At 58.9% G+C, this 25,962-nt stretch carries 18 protein-coding genes; 14 read left to right on the forward strand and 4 right to left on the reverse strand.

What is annotated here, in order from left to right; translation table 11 throughout:
• Window positions 1-57 precede the first annotated feature (57 nt).
• The 14 genes from MUU53_RS01985 (at window position 58) to MUU53_RS02050 (ending at window position 16,027) form a co-directional block, all read left to right on the forward strand.
• Complete coding sequence (locus MUU53_RS01985) at window positions 58-441, forward strand: AGROH133_08824 family phage infection protein (protein ID WP_247259362.1); 384 nt, start codon at window positions 58-60, stop codon at window positions 439-441.
• A 258-nt stretch (window positions 442-699) separates the two neighbouring features.
• Window positions 700-1,266, forward strand: coding sequence for a F0F1 ATP synthase subunit delta (locus tag MUU53_RS01990; protein ID WP_156379294.1), 567 nt, complete (start codon window positions 700-702; stop codon window positions 1,264-1,266).
• Window positions 1,266-2,795 carry a F0F1 ATP synthase subunit alpha gene (gene atpA / locus MUU53_RS01995; protein ID WP_247259363.1) on the forward strand — a complete coding sequence of 510 codons (1,530 nt, stop codon included), beginning with the start codon at window positions 1,266-1,268 and terminating at the stop codon, window positions 2,793-2,795. The genes MUU53_RS01990 and atpA overlap by 1 nt, the downstream gene beginning before the upstream one ends.
• 27 nt (window positions 2,796-2,822) lie before the next feature.
• A complete protein-coding gene (locus tag MUU53_RS02000) occupies window positions 2,823-3,698 on the forward strand; it encodes a F0F1 ATP synthase subunit gamma (RefSeq protein WP_062556087.1) in 876 nt (291 codons plus the stop codon).
• 21 nt (window positions 3,699-3,719) lie between these two features.
• Entirely contained in the window at window positions 3,720-5,150 is a 1,431-nt protein-coding gene (gene atpD / locus MUU53_RS02005; RefSeq protein ID WP_062556086.1) for a F0F1 ATP synthase subunit beta, read from the forward strand.
• 74 nt (window positions 5,151-5,224) lie between these two features.
• Window positions 5,225-5,632: a F0F1 ATP synthase subunit epsilon gene (locus MUU53_RS02010; RefSeq protein WP_062556085.1), complete on the forward strand. Its 408-nt coding sequence runs from the start codon at window positions 5,225-5,227 to the stop codon at window positions 5,630-5,632.
• Window positions 5,633-5,847: 215 nt separating this feature from the next.
• A complete protein-coding gene (locus MUU53_RS02015) occupies window positions 5,848-6,780 on the forward strand; it encodes an L-lactate dehydrogenase (protein ID WP_247259364.1) in 933 nt (310 codons plus the stop codon).
• A gap of 84 nt (window positions 6,781-6,864) precedes the next feature.
• The gene (locus MUU53_RS02020; protein WP_247259365.1) at window positions 6,865-7,800 is read left to right on the forward strand and encodes a LysR family transcriptional regulator; all 936 of its coding nucleotides are present in this window, start codon (window positions 6,865-6,867) and stop codon (window positions 7,798-7,800) included.
• Between the two features lie 120 nt (window positions 7,801-7,920).
• The gene (locus MUU53_RS02025; protein ID WP_247259366.1) at window positions 7,921-8,400 is read left to right on the forward strand and encodes a formate dehydrogenase subunit gamma; all 480 of its coding nucleotides are present in this window, start codon (window positions 7,921-7,923) and stop codon (window positions 8,398-8,400) included.
• Window positions 8,397-9,953 (forward strand): formate dehydrogenase beta subunit, encoded by a 1,557-nt coding sequence (locus tag MUU53_RS02030; protein ID WP_247259367.1) that lies wholly within the window; start codon window positions 8,397-8,399, stop codon window positions 9,951-9,953. Before MUU53_RS02025 ends, MUU53_RS02030 begins: the two co-directional genes overlap by 4 nt.
• A gap of 210 nt (window positions 9,954-10,163) precedes the next feature.
• Window positions 10,164-13,046, forward strand: a complete 2,883-nt coding sequence (gene fdhF / locus MUU53_RS02035; protein ID WP_247259368.1) for a formate dehydrogenase subunit alpha — start codon at window positions 10,164-10,166, stop codon at window positions 13,044-13,046.
• Window positions 13,047-13,052: 6 nt separating this feature from the next.
• On the forward strand, window positions 13,053-13,877 hold the full coding sequence (gene fdhD, locus MUU53_RS02040; RefSeq protein WP_247259369.1) for a formate dehydrogenase accessory sulfurtransferase FdhD: 825 nt from the start codon (window positions 13,053-13,055) through the stop codon (window positions 13,875-13,877).
• Entirely contained in the window at window positions 13,867-14,211 is a 345-nt protein-coding gene (locus MUU53_RS02045) for a formate dehydrogenase subunit delta (protein ID WP_247259370.1), read from the forward strand. The genes fdhD and MUU53_RS02045 overlap by 11 nt, the downstream gene beginning before the upstream one ends.
• Before the next feature lie 163 nt (window positions 14,212-14,374).
• A complete protein-coding gene (locus MUU53_RS02050) occupies window positions 14,375-16,027 on the forward strand; it encodes an OFA family MFS transporter (RefSeq protein WP_247259371.1) in 1,653 nt (550 codons plus the stop codon).
• 116 nt (window positions 16,028-16,143) lie between these two features.
• Here MUU53_RS02050 and MUU53_RS02055 read toward each other — a convergent pair whose 3' ends face one another.
• The 4 genes from MUU53_RS02055 to MUU53_RS02070 all read right to left on the reverse strand — a co-directional run bounded on the left by MUU53_RS02055 (window position 16,144) and on the right by MUU53_RS02070 (window position 25,874).
• Window positions 16,144-16,992, reverse strand: coding sequence for an asparaginase (locus MUU53_RS02055; protein WP_247259372.1), 849 nt, complete (start codon window positions 16,990-16,992; stop codon window positions 16,144-16,146).
• Between the two features lie 137 nt (window positions 16,993-17,129).
• Window positions 17,130-17,606 carry a chemotaxis protein CheW gene (locus MUU53_RS02060; RefSeq protein ID WP_247259373.1) on the reverse strand — a complete coding sequence of 159 codons (477 nt, stop codon included), beginning with the start codon at window positions 17,604-17,606 and terminating at the stop codon, window positions 17,130-17,132.
• A 194-nt stretch (window positions 17,607-17,800) separates the two neighbouring features.
• Window positions 17,801-23,893 (reverse strand): translocation/assembly module TamB domain-containing protein, encoded by a 6,093-nt coding sequence (locus MUU53_RS02065; protein ID WP_247259374.1) that lies wholly within the window; start codon window positions 23,891-23,893, stop codon window positions 17,801-17,803.
• 64 nt (window positions 23,894-23,957) lie between these two features.
• Complete coding sequence (locus tag MUU53_RS02070) at window positions 23,958-25,874, reverse strand: autotransporter assembly complex protein TamA (RefSeq protein WP_377307165.1); 1,917 nt, start codon at window positions 25,872-25,874, stop codon at window positions 23,958-23,960.
• Window positions 25,875-25,962: the final 88 nt, after the last annotated feature.

Here is a 25,962-nt window from a genome sequence, read left to right on the forward strand (position 1 = left end):
TCCGGGCTTCCCCTGATATTTCGCAGGCTTGCGATTCTTTAAACATGGCAGGATGACATGGAACTTTACTTTCCAACCGAACTTCCTGAACGGCTGGCCTATCTGGGTGCGTGTCTTCTTGCGCTGCATGGCCTCCTTCAGTTCGCCCTGCCTTCAACGGCGCTCAAGCTTTTCGGATTTACCGTCGGAGAAGTGACACCTGAAGGTTATGCTGCAATCCGGTCCAATGGCGGTTTGCAGCTCGGCCTTGGCCTGACGGCGCTTTTTCTGGCTCAGGACTGGACCTATCTGGCCCTTGGCGTTTCTGCCGGAGTGGCGGCACTTGGGCGGCTCATCTCACTGATCTTTGATCGGGGCGTGACCGCTAGAAATATTGTGCAGTTTCTCGCCCAGATTGTGATTGCGGCTCTGCCATTGGGCTATGTCTTCGGTTATTTCTAAGCAAGGCATTTGAGAGGTATCGTCCGGTAAGGGAACCGGACGCTGTGAAAAGCGAGAAAATCGTTTTAACGCCTTGCCTCTCAGGCGATTTGCGCCCTTCGGCGTGTTGCGCCTGTTGAACTCCTATGCTAGACGAACCGCGAATTTCGGAGAACGGCGGAGGGGGGCCTCTGGCCGTGTTGAGAAAAAGAAGCAAATTCAGATGCTTGCCTGAATTCCGAAAACTGGCTGGTAATTTGAATAGAAATCAGGGAATTCGTGCCCGTGGCTGACACATCCCATCGGACTTCCGGCGTAGCGGAACGCTACGCTTCTTCGCTCTTCGAGCTTGCTCTGCAGTCGAATTCCATCGATTCAGTGCGCGCCGATCTTGACCGTTTTCAGGCAATGATCGACGAAAGCGATGATCTCAAGCGTTTGATCGCCAGCCCGGTCTTCTCTTCGGAAGATCAGGCGCGTGCCATCGCGGCCCTCTGCGACAAGGCTGGAATTTCCGGTCTCGTTGCAAACTTCGTCAAGGTCGTTGCGGGCAACCGCCGCCTGTTTGCCCTGCCGGGCATGATCCGCGCTTATCGCGACTTCGTCGCCCAGCATAAGGGCGAAGTGACTGCCGAGGTTGTCTCGGCCCATGCGCTTTCTTCGGCGCAGGAAGATGAACTGAAATCGACGCTGAAGGGCGTAACGGGCAAGGATGTCACTCTCGACGTATCCGTTGATCCGTCGATCCTGGGTGGGCTGATCGTCAAGGTCGGTTCGCGTCAGATCGATACGTCTCTCCGCACCAAACTTTCCACGCTTAAGCTTGCACTGAAAGAGGTTGGCTGATGGATATCCGCGCCGCGGAAATTTCCGCAATTCTCAAAGATCAAATCAAGAACTTCGGCCAGGAGGCTGAGGTTTCCGAAGTCGGCCAGGTTCTTTCCGTAGGTGACGGTATCGCCCGTGTTTATGGTCTGGACAATGTTCAGGCCGGCGAAATGGTCGAGTTCCCCGGCGGCATCCGCGGCATGGCGCTCAACCTCGAAGCTGATAACGTCGGTGTCGTTATTTTCGGTTCCGACCGCGACATCAAGGAAGGCGACACCGTCAAGCGGACTGGCGCTATCGTGGACGTTCCGGTTGGTCCGGAACTGCTCGGCCGCGTTGTCGACGCACTCGGCAATCCGATCGACGGCAAGGGCCCGATCAATGCTTCGCGCCGCTCGCGCGTTGACGTGAAGGCTCCGGGCATCATTCCGCGCAAGTCGGTTCATGAGCCGATGTCGACGGGCCTCAAGGCTATCGACGCCCTGATCCCGGTTGGACGTGGTCAGCGCGAGCTGGTCATCGGCGACCGTCAGACCGGCAAGACCGCGATCATTCTCGACGCCTTCCTCAACCAGAAGGCAATTCACGACAATGGTCCCGAGAACGACAAGCTGTTCTGCGTTTACGTGGCTATCGGCCAGAAGCGTTCGACTGTTGCGCAGTTCGTGAAGGTTCTGGAAGAGCGTGGCGCTCTGCAGTACTCGATCGTTGTTGCCGCGACTGCCTCTGACCCGGCTCCGATGCAGTATCTCGCCCCATTCGCAGGTTGCGCCATGGGCGAGTACTTCCGTGACAACGGCCAGCACGCTCTCATCGCTTACGACGACTTGTCCAAGCAGGCTGTTGCCTACCGTCAGATGTCGCTTCTGCTGCGTCGTCCTCCGGGCCGCGAAGCTTATCCGGGCGACGTTTTCTATCTGCACTCGCGTCTTCTCGAGCGCGCTGCCAAGCTCTCCGACGAGCGTGGCGCTGGTTCGCTGACGGCTCTGCCTGTTATCGAAACGCAGGGTAACGACGTTTCGGCGTTCATTCCCACGAACGTGATCTCGATCACCGACGGTCAGATCTTCCTTGAAACCGACCTGTTCTACCAGGGCATTCGTCCGGCCGTTAACGTCGGTCTGTCGGTTTCCCGCGTTGGTTCTGCTGCGCAGATCAAGGCCATGAAGCAGGTTGCCGGCTCCATCAAGGGTGAACTGGCCCAGTACCGCGAAATGGCGGCCTTCGCTCAGTTCGGTTCCGACCTCGACGCTTCCACCCAGCGCCTGCTGAACCGTGGTGCGCGCCTGACGGAACTCCTCAAGCAGCCGCAGTTCTCTCCGCTCAAGACGGAAGAGCAGGTTGCAGTGATCTTCGCTGGCGTCAACGGCTACCTCGACAAGCTGCCTGTCAACCAGGTCGGCAAGTTCGAACAGGGCCTGCTCGCTTACCTCCGCAACGACGGCAAGTCGATCCTCGACGCTATTCGTGCGGAAAAGCAGCTGTCTGACGACACCCGTGCAAAGCTGAAGTCGGCGCTGGATACCTTCGCCAAGACTTTCGCCTGAACGGACAAGCTCAAGGACCGATAACGGATGCCTTCACTTAAGGATCTGAAAAACCGGATCGCCTCCGTCAAGGCGACGCAGAAGATCACCAAGGCGATGAAAATGGTCGCCGCGGCGAAGCTGCGCCGTGCGCAAGAGGCGGCCGAAGCGGCCCGCCCCTATGCGGAACGGATGAACCGCGTTCTTGCCGGCCTCAGCGCCGCCTCTGCCAATAGCGCAGAGGCACCGCTGCTGCTGACCGGTACCGGCAAGAGCCAGACCCACCTGCTGATCGTTGCCACGGGTGAGCGTGGACTGGCTGGAGGTTTCAACTCCTCCATCATCCGTCTGGCTCGTGACCATGCGCTGAAGCTTCTTTCGGAAGGCAAGACCGTCAAGATCCTGACTGTCGGTCGCAAGGGTAACGATATCCTGCGCCGCAGCTTCCGTGAGAACATTGTCGACTACGTCACGTTCCGCGAAGTCAAGCAGCTTGGCTTCGTACAGGCGAATGAAGTGGCCCAGAAGGTTCTGGCCCTCTTCAACGCCGGCGAGTTCGACGTCGCAACGCTGTTCTATGCCCGCTTCGCTTCCGTGATCTCGCAGGTGGCGACGGCGCAGCAAATAATTCCGGCCAAGTTCGATCAGGCGGAAGTGCCAGCGACTGCTGCACTTTATGAGTACGAGCCGGGCGAACAGGAGATCCTGGAAGAACTGCTGCCGCGCAACATCGCGGTCCAGATTTTCCGTGCCCTGCTGGAAAACAACGCTTCCTTCTACGGTGCGCAGATGTCCGCCATGGACAACGCGACACGTAATGCTGGCGACATGATCAATAAGCTGACCTTGTCTTACAACCGTCAGCGTCAGGCGCAGATCACGAAGGAACTCATCGAAATCATTTCGGGCGCGGAAGCGCTCTAAGGAACAAAGAGGGTAAGAATCATGGCTATCGCAACGGGCTCGTCCCTCGGCAAGGTGACGCAGGTTATCGGCGCCGTCGTTGACGTCGCATTTGATGGCGACCTGCCGCCGATCCTGAATGCGCTTGAAACAGACAACAATGGCAGCCGCCTTGTTCTCGAAGTTGCGCAGCACCTCGGCGAAAACTCTGTCCGCACCATCGCTATGGACTCGACCGAAGGTCTGGTTCGTGGTCAGCCGGTCAAGGACACAGGCGCTCCGATCTCGGTTCCGGTTGGTGACCAGACGCTCGGCCGTATCATGAACGTCATTGGCGAGCCAGTTGACGAAGCTGGTCCGCTGGACACGTCCACGCTCCGCGCCATCCACCAGGAAGCTCCGGCTTACGTGGAGCAGTCGACGGAAGGCCAGATCCTGGTCACCGGCATCAAGGTCGTAGACCTTCTCGCTCCTTACGCCAAGGGCGGTAAGATCGGTCTCTTCGGCGGCGCCGGCGTTGGCAAGACGGTTCTCATCATGGAACTGATCAACAACGTCGCAAAGGCGCACGGTGGTTACTCGGTCTTCGCCGGCGTTGGTGAGCGTACCCGCGAAGGAAACGACCTTTATCACGAAATGATCGAGTCCGGCGTTAACAAGCACGGTGGTGGCGAAGGCTCCAAGGCTGCTCTCGTTTACGGTCAGATGAACGAACCGCCGGGCGCACGTGCACGTGTTGCTCTGACGGGTCTGACGATCGCTGAAGACTTCCGTGACAAGGGCCAGGACGTTCTCTTCTTTGTCGACAACATCTTCCGCTTCACGCAGGCTGGTTCCGAAGTGTCGGCTCTTCTGGGCCGTATTCCTTCGGCCGTTGGTTATCAGCCGACGCTGGCGACCGACATGGGCCAGATGCAGGAGCGCATCACGACCACGACGAAGGGCTCGATCACCTCGGTTCAGGCTATCTACGTTCCTGCCGACGACCTGACCGACCCGGCTCCGGCGACCTCGTTCGCCCACCTGGACGCAACGACCGTTCTGTCGCGCTCGATCGCTGAAAAGGGCATCTACCCGGCTGTGGATCCGCTGGACTCCACGTCCCGTATGCTTGACCCGATGGTTGTCGGCGAAGAGCACTACGAAGTTGCCCGTAAGGTGCAGACGACTCTGCAGCGCTACAAGTCGCTTCAGGACATCATCGCCATCCTCGGCATGGACGAACTGTCCGAAGAGGACAAGATGACGGTTGCCCGCGCCCGTAAGATCGAGCGCTTCCTGTCGCAGCCGTTCTTCGTTGCTGAAGTCTTCACCGGTTCTCCGGGCAAGCTGGTTGCCCTGGAAGACACGATCAAGGGCTTCAAGGGTCTCGTCAACGGCGAATACGACCACCTGCCGGAAGCTGCTTTCTACATGGTTGGCTCCATTGAGGAAGCCATCGAGAAGGCGAAGAAGCTGGCAGCTGCTGCCTAATGTCATCGACGGAAGGCGCGCCCTGATTGGGCGCGCTTCTCCATCCTGCATAACGCCCGGAGAAGTGGACCGTCATGGCCGACTCTTTTGATTTTGAATTGGTGTCTCCCGAGCGCCTGCTGGTTTCGGAAAAGGTGACGGAAGTCATCATTCCGGCAACTCTCGGTGAGATGACCGTGTTGGCGAAGCATGCGCCGACGATGACGACGATCAAGCCAGGCGTGCTGACCGTCAAGCTGGTTTCTGGCCAGGTCAAGAAGTACGTCGTGTTCGGCGGGTTCGCGGACATTTTGCCTTCGGGCTGCACCGTGTTGGCGGAGTCTGCTGTTGCCCAGGAAGACGCTAATCGCGATCTCTTCCAGCAGCGGATTGAAGCTCTGCGCGCCGATATCTCGGATGCGCCCACGGACGAGCATCGCACGAAGCTCGAGCACATGCTGGCCGAACTCACGCATCTCAACCATTCGATTCTGCCTGGTTGATGGGCGGAGCAAGTCTGATTGTTGTGAAGGCGGTCCATTGGGCCGCCTTTTTCATTTGGGCGGATTCGCTTTATTGAACTTTCGCCAGGCCAAGCGCGCCGGATTGTCTGTCGAGGATCGGGGCGGCGACTGCCAGTGAAAGCACTATCCATCCTTTGGTTGTCATCCGCCGCCGTTCGTGTACCTATCCCCATGGTCAGTATGAGAGGTAGGGCATGAAAGTCGGCATCGTGGGGGCAGGAATGGTCGGCAGTGCGGCAGGTTTTGCGCTCGCGCTCGCAGGGACCGCCAGCGAGATCGTTTTCGTCGATCAGAACCGCGCACTTGCGCTGGCGCAGGCAGAAGATATCTCCCACGCGACCCCGTTCCATTCGGCGACCAAGGTCACATCGGGCGGTTATGACGCGCTGGAAGGCGCCGACATCGTCATCCTCGCAGCCGGCGTCAGCCAGAAGCCGGGTGAGACGCGTCTGGCCCTCCTCGAACGGAATACGGAGGTATTTCGTGCTGTCGTCGGCGCTGTGCTGGCTGTGGTTTCTGAGCCTATTCTTTTGATCGCGTCGAACCCGGTCGATATCATGACCCATGTTGCAACTCGGCTTTCCGGCCTGCCGCGAAGCAAGGTCATCGGGTCTGGAACCATTCTGGATACGGCGCGCTTCCGGAGCCTCATCGGCCGTCACCTCGGCATCTCCCCTCAATCCGTGCACGCCTATGTGCTGGGGGAACATGGTGACAGCGAGGTGTTGACATGGTCGAATGCACGTGCCGGTTCCATCGGGCTCAGTGCTTTCGCCGAACAGGTCGGCCGTCCTCTGACACGGGAGCTGCGTCAATCAATCGATCACGATGTCCGTAACGCGGCCTATCGCATCATTGAGGGGAAGGGTTCTACCTATTATGGGATCGGCGGTGGCCTTGCCCGGATCGTGAAAGCCATAGCGCAGGATCAGCAGGCCATCCTCTCTGTCTCGACCACCACAGATGTTGTCGAGGGCATCGAGAATGTCACGCTATCCTTGCCCCGCGTGATCGGTCGGGCCGGAGTCCATCTCGATCTTCATCCCGACCTGGACGACGAGGAGAGGGAAGGGCTCAGGAGAAGTGCCGAGATGTTGAAGGATTTGTCTGGAAAGCTCGCATTGTAGCGCGAAAACGGCGACTTCTTCTGTTGTCGATCCTGGCACCGTGTGGAACTGTTGCGTCAGGAAGCGAATGGGGTCCAGACAGGCATGATCGATAAGCTCGAATTCTTCATTGCCCTGGCCGGTGCTGGTCACTTCGGTCGCGCCGCGGAGGAGTGTGGGATCTCCCAGCCAACGCTCTCGGCGGCCATTCGCCAGCTTGAAGACCAGTTGGGCGTCATTCTCGTCGTGCGCGGTTCCCGCTATCAGGGCCTTACACCCGAGGGACAGCGCGTGCTGGAATGGGCGCGACGGATCGTCAGCGATACGCGCACCATGCGCGAAGAGATGCGGGCCGCGCGGAAGGGTCTCGCCGGTCATATCCGGCTTGCCGTTATTCCCACAGCGCTGGCCATGGTGCCACGCCTCACGGAGCCGTTTCAGGCGCGCCATCCGGCCGTGACATTTTCGGTCACGTCGCGCACTTCGCTATTGGTTCTCAGCCAGCTGGAAAATCTCGAGATCGACGCCGGCATCACCTACCTTGACAACGAACCACTTGGCCGCGTGACGACGGTTCCGCTCTATTCGGAGCGGTATCACCTGATTGCCGCAACCGGAACACCACTGGCAGACCAGGAATCGGTGACCTGGAAAGAAGTTTCCACTCTTCGGCTTTGCCTATTGACGCCCGACATGCAAAACCGCCGCATCATCAATAAGCACATGGCGGAGGCTGGTGTCTGGGCCAAGCCAACGCTTGAATCGAATTCGATGATCGTGCTGTTTTCCCATATTAGAACCGGCCAATGGGCATCGATCATGCCGCGTAACGTCGCGGAATCATTCGGTTTTCCGGAGCAGATCCGCATGGTTCCGATCGTGGAACCAGATGCCGAACATCTGGTTGGGCTGGTTGCAACGCATCGCGAACCACATACTCCGCTGGTCTCTGCCCTGCTGCACGAGGCGCGATTGCGCGCTGCAGCATTGGATTTTGATAGAAATCTCCTATCGAGCGACGGAAAGCCGTTATTGACCTAGTATCGGCAAATTCGCCATTCTTCGCAAAAGACAAATATACGTCGTCGCAGATGAGCGAGCCGACTTAACAGGAAGCTCTCCGAGACGACCTGGGTCTTGTCGGTTTGGGAGGACTGACTGATGAACATTCGTGCCGTTGCCGTGGATGAGGCAGCACGGGTTTCCGAGATCGTTGAAAGCTGTCGCCATCTGGAAGGGCCGCTTCTTCCTGTTCTTCATAAGGTGCAGGCTGAATTCGGTTTCATTCCCGAGAGCGCAAAGCAGGTCATTGCCAAAGCCCTCAACCTCTCACGGGCCGAGGTCCACGGTGTCGTGACCTTCTACCATGATTTTCGCGATCATCCTGCCGGACGGCATACGCTGAAGCTCTGTCGCGCCGAGGCTTGCCAGTCGATGGGCTGCGAGTCTCTGGCGGAGCAGATCAAGGCAAAGCTGGGCGTGGATTGGCATGGGACGACTTCGGACGGTGCGATCACGCTTGAACCGGTCTTCTGCCTTGGCCTCTGTGCGCAGGCCCCTGCCGCGATGCTGGATGGCGATGTCTATGCCCGCCTGGACGAAGACTGTCTTGGCGAAATCCTGACGGAGGCACGCCGATGAGTGTCACCGTTTTCGTTCCTCGCGATGCTGCCGCCCTGGCTGTTGGTGCTGACAGGGTTGCTGCGGCAATTGAGAAGGAAGCTGCCGCGCGTGGCGTGGATATCCGTATCGTCCGCAACGGTTCGCGCGGCATGCTGTGGCTGGAAGTTCTGGTTGAGGTCCGCACCTCCCAGGGCCGCGTCGCCTATGGACCGGTAAAAGCGTCCGACGTGGCGTCACTGTTCGATGCCGATTTTCTGAGTGGCGGAGATCATCCGCTGTCTCATGGGCTGACCAAGGAGATCCCTTTCCTCAAAAGCCAGACGCGGCTGACCTTCGCCCGCTGTGGTGTGACGGATCCGTTGTCGCTGGAGGATTACCGGCATTACCAGGGCATGAAGGGTCTGGCCAACGCGCTTGCGATGGCGCCTGCAGATATCGTGAAACAGGTAACCGATAGTGGCCTGCGCGGTCGAGGTGGTGCAGGTTTTCCGACGGGTATCAAATGGAAGACGGTTGCGGATGCTGTCGGCAACCAGAAATATATCGTTTGCAATGCAGACGAGGGTGATAGCGGCACGTTCGCTGACCGGATGATCATGGAAGGAGACCCCTTCGTCCTGATCGAAGGCATGGTGATCGCGGGCATCGCCGTAGGAGCGACCAAGGGTTACATCTATACCCGGTCCGAATATCCGCATGCGATTGCAATCATGAGCGAGGCAATCGAAATCGCCCGCCAGGAAGGCATTCTTGGCACGTCTGTGTTAGGATCTGCTTACGCATTCGACGTGGAGGTGCGCGTTGGCGCGGGAGCCTATGTCTGCGGCGAGGAAACATCCCTGCTGAACAGCCTCGAAGGCAAGCGCGGTGTCGTACGTGCCAAGCCTCCATTGCCAGCGCTTCAGGGCCTGTTCGGTAAGCCCACTGTCGTCAACAATGTCATGTCCCTTGCATCGATCCCGGTCATCATGGACCGGGGCGCCGCTTTCTATCGTGACTTCGGCGTCGGTCGTTCCCATGGTACGATCCCGATCCAGCTCGCCGGCAATCTGAAGCATGGCGGGCTTTACGAGACCGCGTTTGGCCTGCCGCTCGGCCAACTGATCAACGAAATCGGTGGCGGGACGATCTCCGGGCGTCCGGTTAAGGCAGTGCAGGTCGGCGGGCCTTTGGGTGCCTATTTCCCGCCGTCGCTCTTCGAGACCATTTTCGATTATGAGGCTTTTGCGGTGGCAGGCGGCTTGATCGGTCATGCCGGTGTGGTCGTCTTCGATGATACGGCGGATATGCTCAAGCAGGCCCGCTTTGCGATGGAATTTTGTGCGGTTGAAAGCTGCGGCAAATGCACGCCGTGCCGGATTGGTTCGACCCGCGGCGTCGAGACCGTTGACAAGATCGCGCGCGGCATCGAGCCAGAGAAAAACAAGGTGCTGCTGGAAGATCTCTGCAACACCATGAAGTTCGGTTCGCTCTGTGCGCTGGGTGGTTTCACGCCCTATCCGGTCATGAGCGCGCTGACACATTTCCCGGACGATTTCGCACCTGCACCAGTGAGGGAGGCGGCAGAATGAGTGATGGTTCTCGACCCCTCCCGCTCGCTTTGCTCGCCGCCCTCCCCACAGGTGGGAGGGCTCAGCGCGCAGCACCCGCTCGCCTGTTTTTGAGTGCCGGCGGTGCGGCTGGTTTTCTCCCCCCTTGTGGGGGAGATGGCCGACAGGCCAGAGGGGGAATTTTCTCTCGTTCGTCTTGCGTCATTGCCTATTTTGCTCAGGAGGCCAACCATGCCCCTCGTTCCTGAAATAGATTACGGTACACCCGCATCCAGAGCCAGCGAGATGGTAACGCTGACCATCGATGGTCGCGAGGTCACGGTGCCAGCCGGAACCTCCATCATGCGGGCCTCCATGGAGGCCGGTATCCAGGTGCCTAAACTCTGTGCGACCGACATGGTCGATGCATTTGGATCCTGCCGCCTCTGTCTCATCGAGGTGGAGGGCCGCAACGGCACCCCCGCCTCCTGCACGACGCCCGTTGCTGCCGGACTTGTGGTTCACACACAGACGGAGCGGCTGAAGGCGATCCGCAAGGGCGTGATGGAGCTTTATATCTCCGACCATCCGCTGGACTGTTTGACCTGTGCCGCCAACGGCGATTGCGAGTTGCAGGATATGGCGGGCGCGGTCGGTCTTCGTGATGTTCGCTATGGCTATGAAGGCGAAAACCACGTCAAGGCACGATCTGCGGTGGGCGAGGTCAACGCCCAGTGGATGCCGAAGGATGAGAGCAATCCGTATTTCACTTATGACCCTTCCAAGTGCATCGTCTGCTCGCGCTGCGTTCGTGCCTGCGAGGAAGTCCAGGGTACGTTTGCACTGACGATTGAAGGTCGCGGCTTCGACAGCCGCGTCTCTCCCGGCGCACATGAGGCGTTCCTCTCGTCGGAATGCGTATCCTGCGGTGCCTGCGTGCAGGCATGCCCGACAGCCACGCTGACCGAGAAATCCGTTATCGAGATCGGCCAACCGGAACATTCCGTTGTGACCACCTGCGCCTATTGCGGTGTGGGCTGCTCCTTCAAAGCTGAAATGCGCGGTGAAGAGCTGGTGCGCATGGTGCCGTGGAAAGACGGCCAGGCCAATCGCGGTCACTCCTGCGTCAAGGGTCGGTTCGCCTATGGTTACGCAAGCCACAAGGACCGTATCCTCAACCCGATGATCCGCGAAAAGATCTCTGATCCGTGGCGCGAGGTGACATGGGAGGAAGCCTTTGCCCATGTTGCGTCCGAATTCCGGCGCATCCAGTATCAGTATGGCCGCGAATCCATTGGCGGCATCACATCGTCGCGCTGCACGAATGAGGAAACCTACCTCGTCCAGAAGCTGATCCGCGCCGGTTTCGGCAACAACAATGTCGATACTTGCGCCCGTGTCTGCCATTCGCCAACCGGTTATGGTCTGGGCCAAGCCTTCGGTACATCGGCGGGCACGCAGAATTTTGACAGCGTCGAGCATACGGATGTCGTGATCGTCATCGGCGCCAATCCAACAGACGGTCATCCGGTTTTCGGTTCGCGCCTCAAAAAGCGCCTGCGTCAGGGCGCGAAGCTGATTGTCATCGATCCGCGCCGTATCGATCTCGTTCGCTCTGCGCATATCGAAGCCTCCTATCACCTGCCGTTGAAGCCCGGTACCAATGTGGCAGTGCTGACGGCGCTTGCGCATGTCATCGTGACCGAGGGCCTGTTTGACGAACGGTTCATTCGCGAACGCTGCGATTGGTCCGAATTCGAGGATTGGGCAGCTTTCGTCTCCGAAGCACAGCATTCTCCGGAAGAGACGGAGAAGTTTACCGGCGTACCGGCCGACGACCTGCGTGGAGCCGCGAGGCTTTATGCCAAGGGTGGCAATGGCGCGATCTATTACGGTCTCGGCGTGACCGAGCACAGCCAGGGCTCAACCACCGTGATGGCAATTGCCAACCTTGCCATGGCGACAGGCAATATCGGTCGTCCGGGCGTGGGCGTTAACCCGCTGCGTGGCCAGAACAATGTGCAGGGCTCCTGCGATATGGGCTCTTTCCCGCACGAGCTTCCCGGTTATCGCCACATCTCGGATGATGCCACGCGCGAGATCTTCGAAAAGCTCTGGGGCGTTACGCTGAACAACGAGCCGGGCCTGCGTATTCCGAACATGCTGGATGCCGCCGTCGAAGGCACGTTCAAGGGCATCTATATCCAGGGCGAGGATATTCTTCAGTCCGACCCGGATACCAAGCATGTGTCTGCCGGTCTGGCGGCCATGGAATGTGTCGTCGTGCACGACCTGTTCCTGAACGAAACCGCCAACTATGCGCATGTCTTCCTGCCGGGTTCGACCTTCCTGGAAAAGGATGGCACATTCACCAATGCCGAACGTCGTATCAACCGCGTGCGCCGAGTAATGACGCCAAAGAACGGCTATGCGGATTGGGAAGTAACCCAGAAGATGGCGCAAGCCATGGGCTTGAAATGGGCCTACAGCCATCCATCCGAGATCATGGACGAGATTGCGGCCACCACGCCAAGCTTTGCCGGTGTTTCCTATGCCTATCTTGAGGAAAAGGGCTCGGTCCAGTGGCCCTGCAATGAGAAGTTTCCGAACGGTTCGCCCATCATGCATGTGGACGGATTTGTGCGTGGGAAAGGTAAGTTTATACGTACAGAATATGTGGCGACGGATGAGCGCACCGGCCCGCGTTTTCCGCTGCTTCTCACCACCGGCCGCATTCTCTCGCAGTATAATGTCGGTGCGCAGACGCGGCGCACGGCCAATGTCGTCTGGCATGAGGAGGACCTGCTCGAGATCCATCCGCATGATGCCGAACAGCGTGGCATCAAGGATGGTGACTGGGTCAAGCTCGCCAGCCGTTCAGGCGATACCACGTTGCGGGCGCTGATTACGGATCGTGTTGCGCCAGGGGTCGTCTACACAACCTTCCACCACCCGACGACACAGGCCAATGTCATCACCACGGACTTCTCGGACTGGGCGACGAACTGTCCGGAATACAAGGTCACGGCAGTGCAGATCTCGCCGTCCAATGGGCCGACGGAATGGCAGGAGGAATATGAGGAACTCAGCCGCAAGTCACGCCGGATTGCCGGCAAGCTTGAAGCGGCGGAGTAAGCTTTGATGGCGGGAGAGACGAGCCGCAGAATAGGCGTATTGAGCTTCCGGCAGGGGCGGCTTTCCGAAGCCTCTCGTCTGGTGCCTGAGGAAGTTCCGGTCGCCTTTTCCTATGGCGGATCCACCCATGCGGTCATGATGGCGACCCCGTCCGATCTGGTGGATTTCGCCTACGGTTTTTCGCTGGCGGAAGAGATCATTCGCTCAAGGGAGGATATCGTCGCCGTCGAGAGTGTCGAAGCTGGCGCTGGCATCGATGTCCAGATCACCCTGAAGGAGAGCACTGCCGATGCTCTGACCGCGCGCCGGCGCAAGATGGCGGGGCCGGTTGGATGTGGTCTGTGCGGCATCGAATCCATAGAGCAGGCTGCGCGGCAGGTCGTGACGGTTCCGGAGCCTTTGCCATGGCTGTCCGCCCATCATGTTGCCTCGGCAGTGCGGATGCTTGGCGACGCCCAGAAACTCAACCGCGCAACACGCGCAGTGCATGGCGCAGGTTTCTATCGCCCGGGTCGAGGATTGATAGCGTTGCGGGAGGATGTCGGTCGGCATAATGCGCTGGACAAGCTTGTTGGTTCTCTCGTCCGCGAAGGCGAGGCGGCGCGCGATGGCGCCGTAGTGGTGACCAGCCGTCTGTCGGTGGAGATGGTGCAAAAGACCGCCATACTTGGCTGTCCGGTTCTCATTGCGATTTCCGCACCCACAGCGCTTGCAATCGATACGGCAAATGAAGCGGGCATGACCCTGATTGGAATCGCCCGGGGAGATGAATTCGAAGTGTTTACAAGGCCCGATCGTTTCATGTCCGGGGAGGCTGCCCATGTCGCTTAATCACACCGATGAAAAGCTGGTTCGGATGGCGAACCAGATCGCGACTTTCTTCCTGTCGCAGCCGGAGGATATGCGGGTGGATGGCGTTGCCACCCACATCAACAAGTTCTGGGAACCTCGTATGCGCCGCCGGTTCTTCGAGATGGTCGACCAGGGTATCGGCGGATTTCTTCCGCTTGTCGTCCAGGCCTCCTCGAAGATCAAGCGGCCAAACGCTGTTACTACAAATGCTGTCGGCCTCGGCCAGGATGCGGCTCATGGCGCACCCCGAGGTCGTGGACCGATTGCCGGCGAATCCCTGTCGGAACCAAGTATTCCGGCGGGCTCTACCTGACTTTTCCCTGATGAGATCCGCAGTGGGGATTGCGGATCGGGGAGCAGGCTTCCGAAGCCATAGACGAGCAACGTAGTGCGTATCGTCACATCATCCGAACCGGCGCACTGGCGTGTGCCGGATCGATATTCTTTGTTCTGACATTGCAAGGGAGGTTTTCGCAATGGCGGTAGCAGGCGTAACTGGCGGAGGCGTGGCGCAGGCCGGTCTTCTTGATCGCGAGCGGATCATCGCTCAACCGGGTTTCAATCGATGGCTGGTTCCGCCAGCCGCTTTGGCCATTCATCTTTGCATCGGAATGGCCTACGGCTTCAGCGTCTTCTGGCTGCCGCTCAGCAAGGCGCTACCAACAACGGATCCAAGCTGCTCGACGTTGACCTTGGCCGGAGCCTTGTTCACCACCGCCTGCAACTGGCGCGTGGCCGATCTCGGCTGGATCTACACGCTGTTCTTCGTGCTTCTTGGCTGCTCGGCGGCCATCTGGGGTGGCTGGCTGGAAAGGGTCGGTCCGCGCAAGGCGGCCTTTGTATCGGCCTGCTGCTGGTGCGGCGGTATTCTCGTCGCAGCACTCGGCGTCATGTTCCACCAGCTATGGCTCATGTGGCTTGGTGCCGGTGTGATCGGTGGTATTGGCCTCGGTCTCGGCTACATTTCGCCGGTGTCCACTCTCATCAAGTGGTTCCCTGATCGGCGTGGCATGGCGACCGGTATGGCGATCATGGGTTTTGGCGGCGGCGCGATGATTGGCGCGCCCTTGGCGAACCTGCTGATGGCCTATTTCAAGACGGATGGTTCAGCGGGTGTCTGGCAGACCTTCGTCGTCATGGCGCTTATCTATTTCGTTTTCATGATGGGCGGCACGTTCGGATACCGCATTCCTCCGGCTGGCTGGCGTCCTGAAGGCTGGACCCCGCCTGTCGCGAAAAGCTCGATGATCACGACCCGCCACGTTCACTTGCGTGATGCACACAAGACCAAGCAGTTCTGGCTCATCTGGGCGGTGCTCTGCCTCAATGTGTCGGCAGGCATCGGCGTTATCGGCATGGCTTCGCCCATGCTTCAGGAAATCTTTGCGGGTTCGCTGATTGGTCAGCCAGGCGTTGCATTCGCCCAGCTCGACGCGGCGCAGAAGGCGCAGATTGCCGCAATCGCCGCAGGCTTCACCGGTCTTCTCTCGCTCTTCAACATCGGTGGTCGCTTCTTCTGGGCCTCGATGTCCGACAAGATCGGTAGAAAGAACACCTATTTCTGCTTTTTCATTCTCGGCATCGTGCTTTATGCTTTGGCACCAACACTTGCCATGATGGGTTCCAAGGCGCTGTTCGTTCTCGCCTTCGGTATCATTTTGTCAATGTATGGCGGCGGTTTCGCAACCATCCCCGCCTATCTCGCCGATATCTTTGGAACGCAGTTCGTTGGCGCGATCCATGGACGCCTGCTGACCGCCTGGGCGACGGCCGGCATCGTTGGTCCGGTGGTGGTGAACTACATCCGTGAAGCGCAGATCGCCGCTGGCGTGGCACCGGGCCCTGCGCTCTACACCAGCACCATGTACATCCTCGCGGGCATGCTGGCGCTGGGTCTCGTCGCCAATGCTTTCGTCAAGCCACTGTCTGACAAGTGGTTCATGTCGGATGAGGAAGTAGCCTCCCTCCAAGCCAAATCAGCCGCAGCGAATGCTGGTCCGACAGGTTCTTTTGGGATCGGCAAGGGCGGACTGGATGCCAAGGCCATACTTGCCTGGGCGGTGGTTGGGCTTCCGCTTCTGTGGGGTGTGTGGGTGACGCTCAGAAGCAGCTTCGCGCTGTTTGGATGAGGTTTTGAAAACACGTCGTGCCAGCGAGACCGAGCAGTCGCTTGCTGGCATGTCTGGATCGCAGCAAAAGGGCGTTCTCAACAAAGATGCCCTTTCTGCATAGCCGCAGGATGATGTCAGTTCAGCCAGAGCTTGATCAGAGCTGCTTCCGGTGTTTCATCGGCACCATTCTCAACGCCGATATCCCAAAGCGCAGCACCTGCTGCGAAATAGCCCGGAATGATGCCGCCATCCTCAGATTGGCTCACGGCGCGGACGCGTTTGCCGTCAGCAATGGCCTGTTTGATCGCTTCGAGCACGAGAGGATTGGCCATCACGGTGCCAGATCCGAAGACGCGCAGGACTGCACCGTCCAAAGTCGCGAGTGCGGCAGACAGAAATTCCCCCGGCATGCCGGGTGTCAGTGTCAGGATCGCCAGCCTCCGCTCTGTGAAGGTACGAAACCGGGGAGGTTCGAGCTTTTCATTCTGTTGGGTGTTGCGATGAACGGAATTCGCGCTCTGATGTTTCACCAGTCCATCGGCAGGCAGGAGCTTGCCACCAAAAGCAAGGAAGACGCCCTCGCCCTCCTGCATGGCCGCTTCAATCGCCAGTGTCAGGTTTGCCTCCGCATCTCCATCTTCGCCCAATGGTACGACTGATCCGCACAGGATCACGCGTCTGCCTTCGCCTACCAGTGTCTGGGAAAGGGCGGCAACGGTGAAAGACATCGTATCCGTCCCGTGGGTGATGATAACCGGCAATCCGGGATGGGTGCGGATCGCTTCCAACATGGCGTTCCAGTGGATTGGACCGACATTCGCACTGTCGAGCAGCGGGCTGAAAACATTGGCAACCAGCTTCATATCCGCGGGAAGCCGAGCGCTCAGTGCGCTTTCAACGAGTCCCCTCATCGGCGTCAGGCCTTTAGGACCTGGAGCCATTCCGATTGCGCCACCGGTATGAATGAGAAGCAGTTTGCTCAACGGATCATCCTCCTGAACCCAGGAGTTTCGTATCGAACACTCTAGGCAATATCAATACATTGTTTATCAAGCTTAAAATAACGTTAATAATAAAAGGCAGCCCACTAGCTGCCTTTTATACTTTCGATACTTCTAAATTAAGCGGCTAGATCGTCGATTTCACTACCCTTAAACATCTTTGAGAGGTTCAAGAAGCAGATCATACCGCTTTCCGATGCGATAATTCCTTCGGAGAACGATTTGTCGAACGAGGCAGAGACTTCCGGGACAGGCTGTATCTGGCTGGAGGAGATTGTCAGGATGTCGGACACGCGATCCACCAGCATGCCGATAACCATATTGTGAACCTCCGTGACAACGATCGCTGATCGTTCGTTCGCAACAGTGCTTTTCATGCCGAGCTTATAGGACAGATCGATGATCGGAATGACGGAGCCGCGCAGGTTCATGACGCCGATGACATCTGCCGGAGCATGCGGTATCGGTGTGGAGGGAGCCCAGCCGCGGATTTCGCGGATCGTTGTCGTCTTCACGCAAAATTCTTGATCGTGAAGGCGGAATGCAATGATCTCAAGTGTGTCGCAGCTAAAGCTGTTGGAAGTGATCGTCGCCATTCCGGATTTCCTTAAGCGTTGCCGTAAGCCTGCACTCACCCCTCGTGAGTGCAGCAAGCTGTTAAAATGATCGCCTTGAGCGGGACGAATCTCTGTCTCGCGACGGCCTTTCGTTAAAATTAAGGGAAGATTGTTTCTTAATGCTGAATCAATCGACCGAAATTCAAGTTCAATGATTGCTCGGACGTGCGGCATCAGTATTCTTTTTCGTAGAAGATGCCGGCCGAACCGCCTCCGCTCCCGGCGGAGCCCTTGAGCTTCACGCCACGGCCCACATCCAGGTTGATGCTGGCCTTGGCTCCGCTGCTGCCGCCCTGTTCTACCTGGAAGTAGGTCTTGTCATTCAGGCGCCGTCCCAGTGAGACACTGGTCTGGCCATTATCGTCTGTTTTAAGGTCCAGGTCGTCCACACCCAGCTTGCCGCGCAAGGTCTGGAACAGCGAACTATCCCCACCGCCGGCAAGCTGGCTGACGGCATCCGCCAATTGGGCGATCTGAAGGGCAGAAAGACGCGACATGGATTGGCCGAAGATCAGGCGCGCCAGAACTTCATCCTGCGGAAGGGAGGGGGAAGAGGTGAAGGCGATATCTGGATCGTTGGCGACACCGGTCACGGTAATGGTGATGGTCGTCTGGTTCGAACTGGTTTCGGCGGCCATATCCAGTACGGGGATCAGACTGCCGCCAAATGTAATCTTGCCGCTGGTAAAATCGAGGCGCTTGCTGAGGATGACGATACGCCCGCGGCGCATTTCAAAACCACCGGCGACGACAGGGTCTGACGCAGAGCCACGAATGGTGAGATTGCCGCCAAGTTCCGCATCGATCCCGCGTCCTCGCACGAAGATCCCGTTCGGAGCATTCAGAACCAGATCGAGGGAAAGATTGCTTTTTGTGCCTTCGCCCCCCTTCGGCGCCAGTGCAGCGAGAAGTGCTCGCACATCTGGCGGCGTGTTGCGATGCTTGACATTGATTTCTGCCAGAGAAGCCGGAAGCTTTGCAGGAACCGTGATGTTTGCACGCGTGAGGGTCACCGTTCCGCCGAGCGTCGGATTTTGCAGCAAAGGACCGGTCACAGTCAGATTGCCGTTGGCGGTGGCGTTGAACAAGGTTCCGTCTACATAGGTGGCGTTATTCAATGCAATGCGAAGGTCGGCGGAAAAGCCGTCCTTCAACCCAACGCTGCCCTGTGCTGAAATTGTGCCGCCCGTCGACAGCGATGCAGAGATTGTCGCGATTTCTGCACGATCGCGATTGAGATTCACCTGGGCATTGATGTTGTTGAGAGCCAGGTTCCGCCGAACATCGATGAGGCGGGCTCCGCTGGTGGAAGCGTTGCCGGTTATCTGTGGCGCCGATGCGGTTCCGGAGACCGACACGTTGATGGTGCCCGTGCCTTCCGGAACAAAGCCCTGTGCTGAAAGCTGGCTCGCCAGAAGGCCAAAGGGCAGTGTGCCCTGAAAGCGCAGATCCAGCGGCTTTGCACTGGCCAGTCCCACGCTTCCGCCGCCGGACAGGTTCAAACCGCCAGCGCCGCCAAGCGTCGTCTGGAAGCTGACGCGATTGTCGGTAAACGTACCGTCCGTGGTGATGCGGAACCCTTGCAGCCCGGCGCTTCTGGTTTGTGCAAGCGATGCATCATTCCAGGCAAGATTGAACCGGGCGCCCATGCCGCCACTGCCAAGCGCCGAAACCTTCCCCGAAATGGTGCCGGAAGCGCCGAGGTTCGGCACAAAGGCATTGGCGAGATTGGCAGGTAGCGCATTGATGTCGGCGTTAAGGTTGAGGGCAGGGGCTCCCTGACCGCCCTGCGGCAGCGATACATCACCGCCAGCGGTGACCGAAAGACCGCTGGGGCCAGTGAGACGCGTTGTGCCAAGTGTCAGGCGGTTGTTTGAGAAGGAGCCTTCTGCCCGCAGATTGAGGGGACCAACTGCGGCGTCACCCTGACGCCGAATTGCGCCGTCAGCCCACTGAACGTCATAGCGGACGGACGGTGAGGCAGCAGTTCCGGCAATGTTTGCCGAACCGGACACTAAACCGGATGCCTGCACGCCTGGAAGAAAGGCATTGGCGAGGCTTGCTGGAAGTGCGGCAAGCTCGGCGGTCAGATCCAGCGGACGCTCGCCTGCCAGGCCAATCGTACCCTTTGCGGACGCTGATAGTCCTTGCGGCCCTGTCAGTTGCACATCATTCAGGCTCAACATTCCTTCGGCCAGACGTCCATCTGCGTCGAGGTTAAGCCCGCCAAGGCCAGCTGTGCGTGTTTGTGCTGTTGCGACATCCGCCCAGCGCAGCTTGAAGTTGGCAATAGGCGCTTCAGGGGTGCCGGTCGAGGAAACAGTGCCGGAAATGATCCCACCGGCATCAAGACCGGGTGCAAATGCATTCGCCAAGGCTGCAGGCAGGGCAGCGATCGATGCGTTCACGTCGATGGCCGGTCCTTGCGTACCAGTGACGACGACGCGCCCCTTGGCATTGACGGAAAGGCCTGAAGGATCGGTCAGGGATGTATCGCCGAGGGTAAGAGTACCATTCTCGAAGCTGCCGGTAGCGCGCAACGTCATGTTGCGAACGCCGGTCTGGCGGCTCTGGGCAATTGCAAGGTCGGAACCTTGCAGCTGATATTGAACCGCGGGTGCATCGATGCGGCCGGATAGCGTGATGGAGCCGTTCAACAGGCCCCCGGCCTGTAGACCCGGACGCAGCACATCGGCGAGTGAAAGCGGCAAATTGGCGATATTTGCCGTCATATTGAGCGCCTTGTCGCCTGCCAGTACTGCTGTTCCGGAAGCTCTCAGGGAGAGCCCGTTGGCTCCGGTGAGGTTGGCGTTCGACAGGTTGAAAACCTGGTTTTCAAGGCGTCCGCTTGCGGTCAAGCCAAGCGGTGACATTCCAGCATCGCGGGTCTGCTTGAGCGTCAGGTCTTTCACAGCCATCTCGAAGATAGCGGCAGGCGTGCTCAATGAACCGCTTGCGTTGATTGTCCCGGTTAGCACGCCCTCTGCGCCGATGTCAGGGCGCAAGGCATTCAAAAGGCTGGCCGGAATTGCATTCAGCTTTGCCTGGAGCTCCAAGGCATTGCCGTTGCTCACGGCAATCGTGCCACTCCCTTCCGCCGAAAGGCCCTGCTCGCCGGTTACTGACAGCCGGTCGATCATGACGATATTGCCGGAGAAGCGACCCGAGAGATCGGAGTCGATACGGTTTATCTTGGCAGCACGCGTTTGAGCGACTGACGCATCGGCAAGCTTCGCCTGAAAGGCGGCTTCGGGAGCGCTTGCCGAACCTGAAATCGTGACGGTGCCCGTCAATTGACCGCGTGCGTCGAAATCCGCAACGAAAGCATTGGCAAGGCTTGCGGGTACCGAAACCAGATTGGCGCGGATATCGAGACTCTGCGGCGTCGTGGTTCCCAGCGTTCCACCGGCATTGATGGAAAGACCGTTACCGCCGGTCAATGTCGATTGTTCCAGCGTCAGCGTGCCGTTCTGGAAACGCCCCCGGCTGGAGATCGACAAGGCATCTATGCCGCGTCCCTTTGTTTCCGCGATTTGCGCGTTCTGCCAACCCAGACTGTATCGAATGACGGGGCTGGACGTGGCGCCGGAGACTGTGACTGCGCCACCGATCATGCCCTCCGCGCCGAGGCCCGGACGGAATTCGTCGGCGATGGCCGCTGGCAGGTCGCTCAGCCGGAGCGCCACATTCAATTGGGGACCTGCACTGCCTTCAATGACGAGACGGCCACCGCCTGCGTTCAGGACGATGCTGCCGAGATTTGCAACGCCGTCGGAAATCGTCACCTGCGCCGGGTTCGCCAGTGCAAGATTCAATCCGGAGGGCTTTGCCTCAAGACGATCCAGGGCGAACGTCATGCCGTCCGGATGAGAGCGATCAAAGGTGCCCGTCATGACGAGTGGCGCGTCGGAATAGCGGCCTGCAAGGTTAAAGCCGAGAATGCCAGACCTGTCGGCGAGCGTCAGCGCCGTATCGGCCAGTATTTGTCCGCCTGCGTTCAGCTTGGCCGCGCGAATGACACCATCGACCGACAGTCCAAGAAGATCCTTGCTCGTGATGTTGAGAGCAGGACCCTCGATCACCGTCGTGCCGTAAGAAACGGATTGACCCGTCGCGTTGATCGTCGCGGAGATCTTGCCGTTCGACTGGCCGAGGCTCAAGGAGCCGCGAAGGTCGCCGCCCGCTTGTTGGCCTGCCAGTGAAGCAAGCAGACCGATATCCGGCCAATCGAATGCAAGTTGCCCTTGCGGCAGAAAGTCGGGAGATAAAGCAATGTTTCCGCTCAGCCGGTTCGCACCGGCATCCAGCGCCAGTCTCGGCAGACGAATGGTGCCATTTTCGCGGCGCACCTCAGCATCGAGTTTCAGCGGCTTGCCGTCCACGCGGCCCGATACGAGCGCCATGCCACCAATGGAAGACGTGCCGACCGTACCGTCAAAGCGGGCACTGACGGCCTCCAGCGTCCGGCCGCTGTAGCGGGCCTCTGCGGAATTCACGACCGCCTTGACGCCGATCGCGTTCAGCGGACCGTCGAGCACAACGTCATAGCCTGCTGCGCCCTTGGCATTAGGCTGGAAACGTCCAATCTCGGGCACGCGCCCGGCTAGATGCGCATTGAGTTTCGTGCCGTCCCACAGCACATTGCCGTGGCCTTCGATCGTGCTGGATTTGACGACAAGGTTTTCGAGACTGATCCGGCCGCCGATGACGCCATCGACATAGCCTTCGACACCGATCCCGTCATCGAAGTAACGCGCTGCGGCAATCGGCAGACCGGTTGGGTTCAGCGATATGCGGATATTGCCTGTCACCGACTGCTTCGCCGTATTGAAAGCGCCGCTGATAGTGCCGGATGCCTTGCTGCTTTCAAAAGTCGATGCATCAAGGCCGATGGCTGGCGGCGCCAGTCTTATCGGCGCGTCAAGCCGGATCGGTCCCTCAATCAGACGGTCCAGATCTGGATTTTCAAAATCGGCCTGGGCGATGCTGAGCCGTGTGCGAACGCTGCCGGATTGCTCGACAAGGTTCAGGTCTTCGCTTTCCGCCTGAAGCCGCACCTGAGCCAGTGAAGCTCCTGCTGCATTGATAGACTTTAGCGCCGCCGTCGCATTGAAACGCGATCCTTCAGCCGGTCCGGTCAATGTAAAGTTCAGGTTGTCGATCGCAAAGCGCGCGGCTTGCGGCTGCATAGGCCATTCGAGATTGATCGAGCCATTGGTCGCCGTCGCGCTGCCGGTCAGGCTGTTGTCGCCAGAAGGGTCCAGCGCTCCCGATGCCTGCACCTTCATGGAACCGGTTGCCAGTTCGCCCTTCTTGATTTCGATCCGCCCACTCTGGCTGATCAGGGCGCCCAGATTGACATCCGTGCGACCGATGAAAAGCGGACGAAATGCCGGGGGCAGAAGCTCGGAAAGCTGGCCGCCGCCATGGATCTGAAGCTGGTGCACACCCTGAGCAGACAATTCATGCCGACCATCGATGCTGATCACCGGCTTGTTGTCCACCGTGCCACGCAATTGCCCGGACCAGTTCGATAACGGTCCCTGTCCATCCAGCGCCAGCGCGAGCGAAGGTGCACCCGGCAAATGCAGGAGCCGCGCCAGCAGTCCGCCCTGCGGTTCCGAAACAAGGGCCTGAAGCTTCAGTTCGTTCTGCTGCGGCGCGAAGACGAGGTCTGTCTTTGCAAGTGCGTTTGGTACATCCTTGCGCCGCGCGGCAAGCTGCAGCGCCACGCTCTCGCCGGTCGCGTTTGCAGAGCCCTCTGCGGAAAGCTCGAAGCGACGCCCGGTAATCGCAGGCTCAAGCTCGATATCCGGCAGGGCGAAGCGATCGATTTCGATGGCCACAGGTAATGAGAAGCCGCCATTGCTGGAGCCTGTTGCGGGCTGCTGCTGCGCCGGAACCGGAGGACGAATTGCCTTAAGCTCGGCGATCTCGATCCGGTCCGCGTGAAAGGTACGCCGCAACAGCGAAAGCGGAGACCAGTCCACCTGTATATTGCTTGCCTCGGCATACACGCCGTTTCGGTCCGACAGTGCGATACGGTCGATTTTCAGTTGGCCCGTCAGCAACCCTTTCGGGCCGGATACGGAAATGGATTGGTCGGGCGACGAAATCGCGGAGGAGATAAGGTTTCCGGCCATACGGTTGCCCGCTGGGACGAAGCCCAGGAACACTACGAATCCCAGGATACTGACGAGCAGGATCGTTACCACGGCAAGCGCGGTGCGCAATATCCAGCTTTTGGCACGCGATGACGATGTCATTGGTGCGGGTTCATCCTTGGCACGGTCCAGGATTCCTTATCCTGATCCTCGTTGTTTGGCGACATCAGAATGATTGTCCAATGCCAGCGTAGATACCGTATTGGCTCCCGCCCGGATAGCGGTTCAACGGCAATGCGATGTCTAACCGCAGAGGGCCGAACGGAGTTGCGTAGCGAACCCCGATTCCGGCGCCCATGCGGATATCGGAGAAATCGGGCGCGATTTCGGTGGAAACGGTTCCAACGTCAAAAAATGGCACAATTCCGATCTTGTCGTTAATTTTGACGCGTGCTTCCAGGTTCGCAACCGTATAGGAGCGGCCACCGAGCGCACGGTTTTGTGCATCATAGGGCGCAATTTCCCGGAAGGTGTAGCCACGCACCGATCCGCCGCCACCCATATAGAAGCGCCTGATGGTCGGAATATCCTGCAGATTGTCGGTGCCGACGATCGTGCCCGCCGACAGCCTGCCTGCCAGAACAACCCGGTTCTCTTCGCCCAGTCCCAGATATCCGGAAATCGATCCTTCGAAGGAGGAGAATATCGAGCCGCGATAGGTCTCGTAGCTTGGTTTTGCCGATGCGGTAAGGCGATAGCCTTCGGTCGGCTCCAACTTGTTATCGCGGGCGTCACGTTCGAACTCGATGGGCAGCGAAAAGGTCAGGTAACGGTTGCGGCCAAACACGTCTTCGCTCTCGCTCCAGGCAATTTCGCCGCCACCCTTCACCTTGTCCTGCTCGCTCAGTTCGTAGGTCAGGGTCGCAAGTGCGGTAATGGTGTTGGCCGTATAGACGTCCGGCGTCTCGCGCTTTGCCCGCAGGCTGGCATCAAAGGTCATCTCCGGTATCTTGAAGCCCGGTTCCGAATAGATGATGCCTGCCGAGTAATCGAAGGTGTTGAGGTCGGTCGTCGCACCAATGCCGGAAACCTGTCCCTCTATCCGCAGCGATTCCGCCTGGCCGAACAGATTGCGGTGTCCCCAGTAACCGGAAACGCCTGCGCCATCGATGGAAGAGAAATCGGCACCGAAACCGAAGTAGCGGAACTTTCCGTCAGCAACCTCGATGCTGAGCGGCAGTGAACCGTCTGGCGCCAGTGCATCGGCCTCGCGGATGGTCACGCTCGAGAAAACGCCGAGTTCCCGCAATCGGTCACCAGCTTTTTTAAGCTGTTCCGGGGAATAGGTCTCGCGTCTGTCGAGGCGGGAATAGCGGCGGATGAAGTCCTGATCGACACCCTCAGAGCCTCGTACAGTCACAGTACCAAAGGGTGCGACAGGCCCGCTTGTGGCGCTGATTTTTACCGCAACGGTGTTCGTCGCATGATCGGCGATGACGTCGCGCTTGCCAATCCTCGAAAGCGGCCTTCCCTGCTTTTTGAGGTCGCGAACGATCCGCTCGCCTGCCTGAATGATAGATACGGAGCCCGCCTTGTTGCCCGGTTCCAGGCCTACGGATTTCGGATCGATCCCGGCTGCATCACCCTCCAGCGTTACCTTGCCAAGTGCAAATTCGGGTCCAGGCTCGACCGTCACGACAACAGGGACGGGCCGGCTGTGGTCGAACACGGGAACCGGCGGAAGCCTGTCGATCTCCTGGCCCGCAATCGTTATGCGCACGACGGCGCCATAACGTGCCTCTTCATAAAGAACGGCCACAAGCCGGTCGCGATCTTCGCGCGCTTTGATGACGAGGCCGAGATCACCTGAGACCGGTTGCTTCTCGTCCGACTTGAGAGCGCTCGTCGTCTCCAGCCGATCCTTCAGGTCGCCGGTTGCCGTCGTTAGGTTCAAGGTGGTGCTGTAACGGACAGGGTCTATGACGCCGCCGACTTCTTCCTCATCGCTTCCGAACAGATGTATTCCGAATAGCTTGAAAGCATGGGCCGGTTCGGCGAATCCCAAAGTCATGGCTACGCCCGCCGCCAGAAGAACTGCGAGACTTCTTTTCCGCTGCACCATCATGCGGACCGGTACGCACATCGTCTTGCTCGTAATCAGTTCGGCTCTTCCCACCCGTTCAGACGCGAGCGTCCAGACTCTAATTCTCTAACGTAACTGTATTCGGTAT

Origin of the sequence: Affinirhizobium lemnae (genome assembly GCF_022968395.1) — a bacterium.
Taxonomy (GTDB): domain Bacteria; phylum Pseudomonadota; class Alphaproteobacteria; order Rhizobiales; family Rhizobiaceae; genus Neorhizobium; species Neorhizobium lemnae.

Bases quoted from the DNA above. Each gene is read 5' to 3' on its own strand.
- MUU53_RS02025 (WP_247259366.1), top strand. From the start codon at position 7,921: ATGAACATTCGTGCCGTTGCCGTGGATGAGGCAGCACGGGTTTCCGAG.
- MUU53_RS01985 (WP_247259362.1), top strand. From the start codon at position 58: ATGGAACTTTACTTTCCAACCGAACTTCCTGAACGGCTGGCCTATCTG.
- fdhF (WP_247259368.1), top strand. From the start codon at position 10,164: ATGCCCCTCGTTCCTGAAATAGATTACGGTACACCCGCATCCAGAGCC.
- MUU53_RS02045 (WP_247259370.1), top strand. From the start codon at position 13,867: ATGTCGCTTAATCACACCGATGAAAAGCTGGTTCGGATGGCGAACCAG.
- MUU53_RS02010 (WP_062556085.1), top strand. From the start codon at position 5,225: ATGGCCGACTCTTTTGATTTTGAATTGGTGTCTCCCGAGCGCCTGCTG.
- MUU53_RS02015 (WP_247259364.1), top strand. From the start codon at position 5,848: ATGAAAGTCGGCATCGTGGGGGCAGGAATGGTCGGCAGTGCGGCAGGT.
- MUU53_RS02020 (WP_247259365.1), top strand. From the start codon at position 6,865: ATGATCGATAAGCTCGAATTCTTCATTGCCCTGGCCGGTGCTGGTCAC.
- MUU53_RS02060 (WP_247259373.1), bottom strand. From the start codon at position 17,606: ATGGCGACGATCACTTCCAACAGCTTTAGCTGCGACACACTTGAGATC.
- atpD (WP_062556086.1), top strand. From the start codon at position 3,720: ATGGCTATCGCAACGGGCTCGTCCCTCGGCAAGGTGACGCAGGTTATC.
- atpA (WP_247259363.1), top strand. From the start codon at position 1,266: ATGGATATCCGCGCCGCGGAAATTTCCGCAATTCTCAAAGATCAAATC.
- fdhD (WP_247259369.1), top strand. From the start codon at position 13,053: ATGGCGGGAGAGACGAGCCGCAGAATAGGCGTATTGAGCTTCCGGCAG.
- MUU53_RS02000 (WP_062556087.1), top strand. From the start codon at position 2,823: ATGCCTTCACTTAAGGATCTGAAAAACCGGATCGCCTCCGTCAAGGCG.
- MUU53_RS02065 (WP_247259374.1), bottom strand. From the start codon at position 23,893: ATGACATCGTCATCGCGTGCCAAAAGCTGGATATTGCGCACCGCGCTT.
- MUU53_RS02030 (WP_247259367.1), top strand. From the start codon at position 8,397: ATGAGTGTCACCGTTTTCGTTCCTCGCGATGCTGCCGCCCTGGCTGTT.
- MUU53_RS02050 (WP_247259371.1), top strand. From the start codon at position 14,375: ATGGCGGTAGCAGGCGTAACTGGCGGAGGCGTGGCGCAGGCCGGTCTT.
- MUU53_RS02070 (WP_377307165.1), bottom strand. From the start codon at position 25,874: ATGTGCGTACCGGTCCGCATGATGGTGCAGCGGAAAAGAAGTCTCGCA.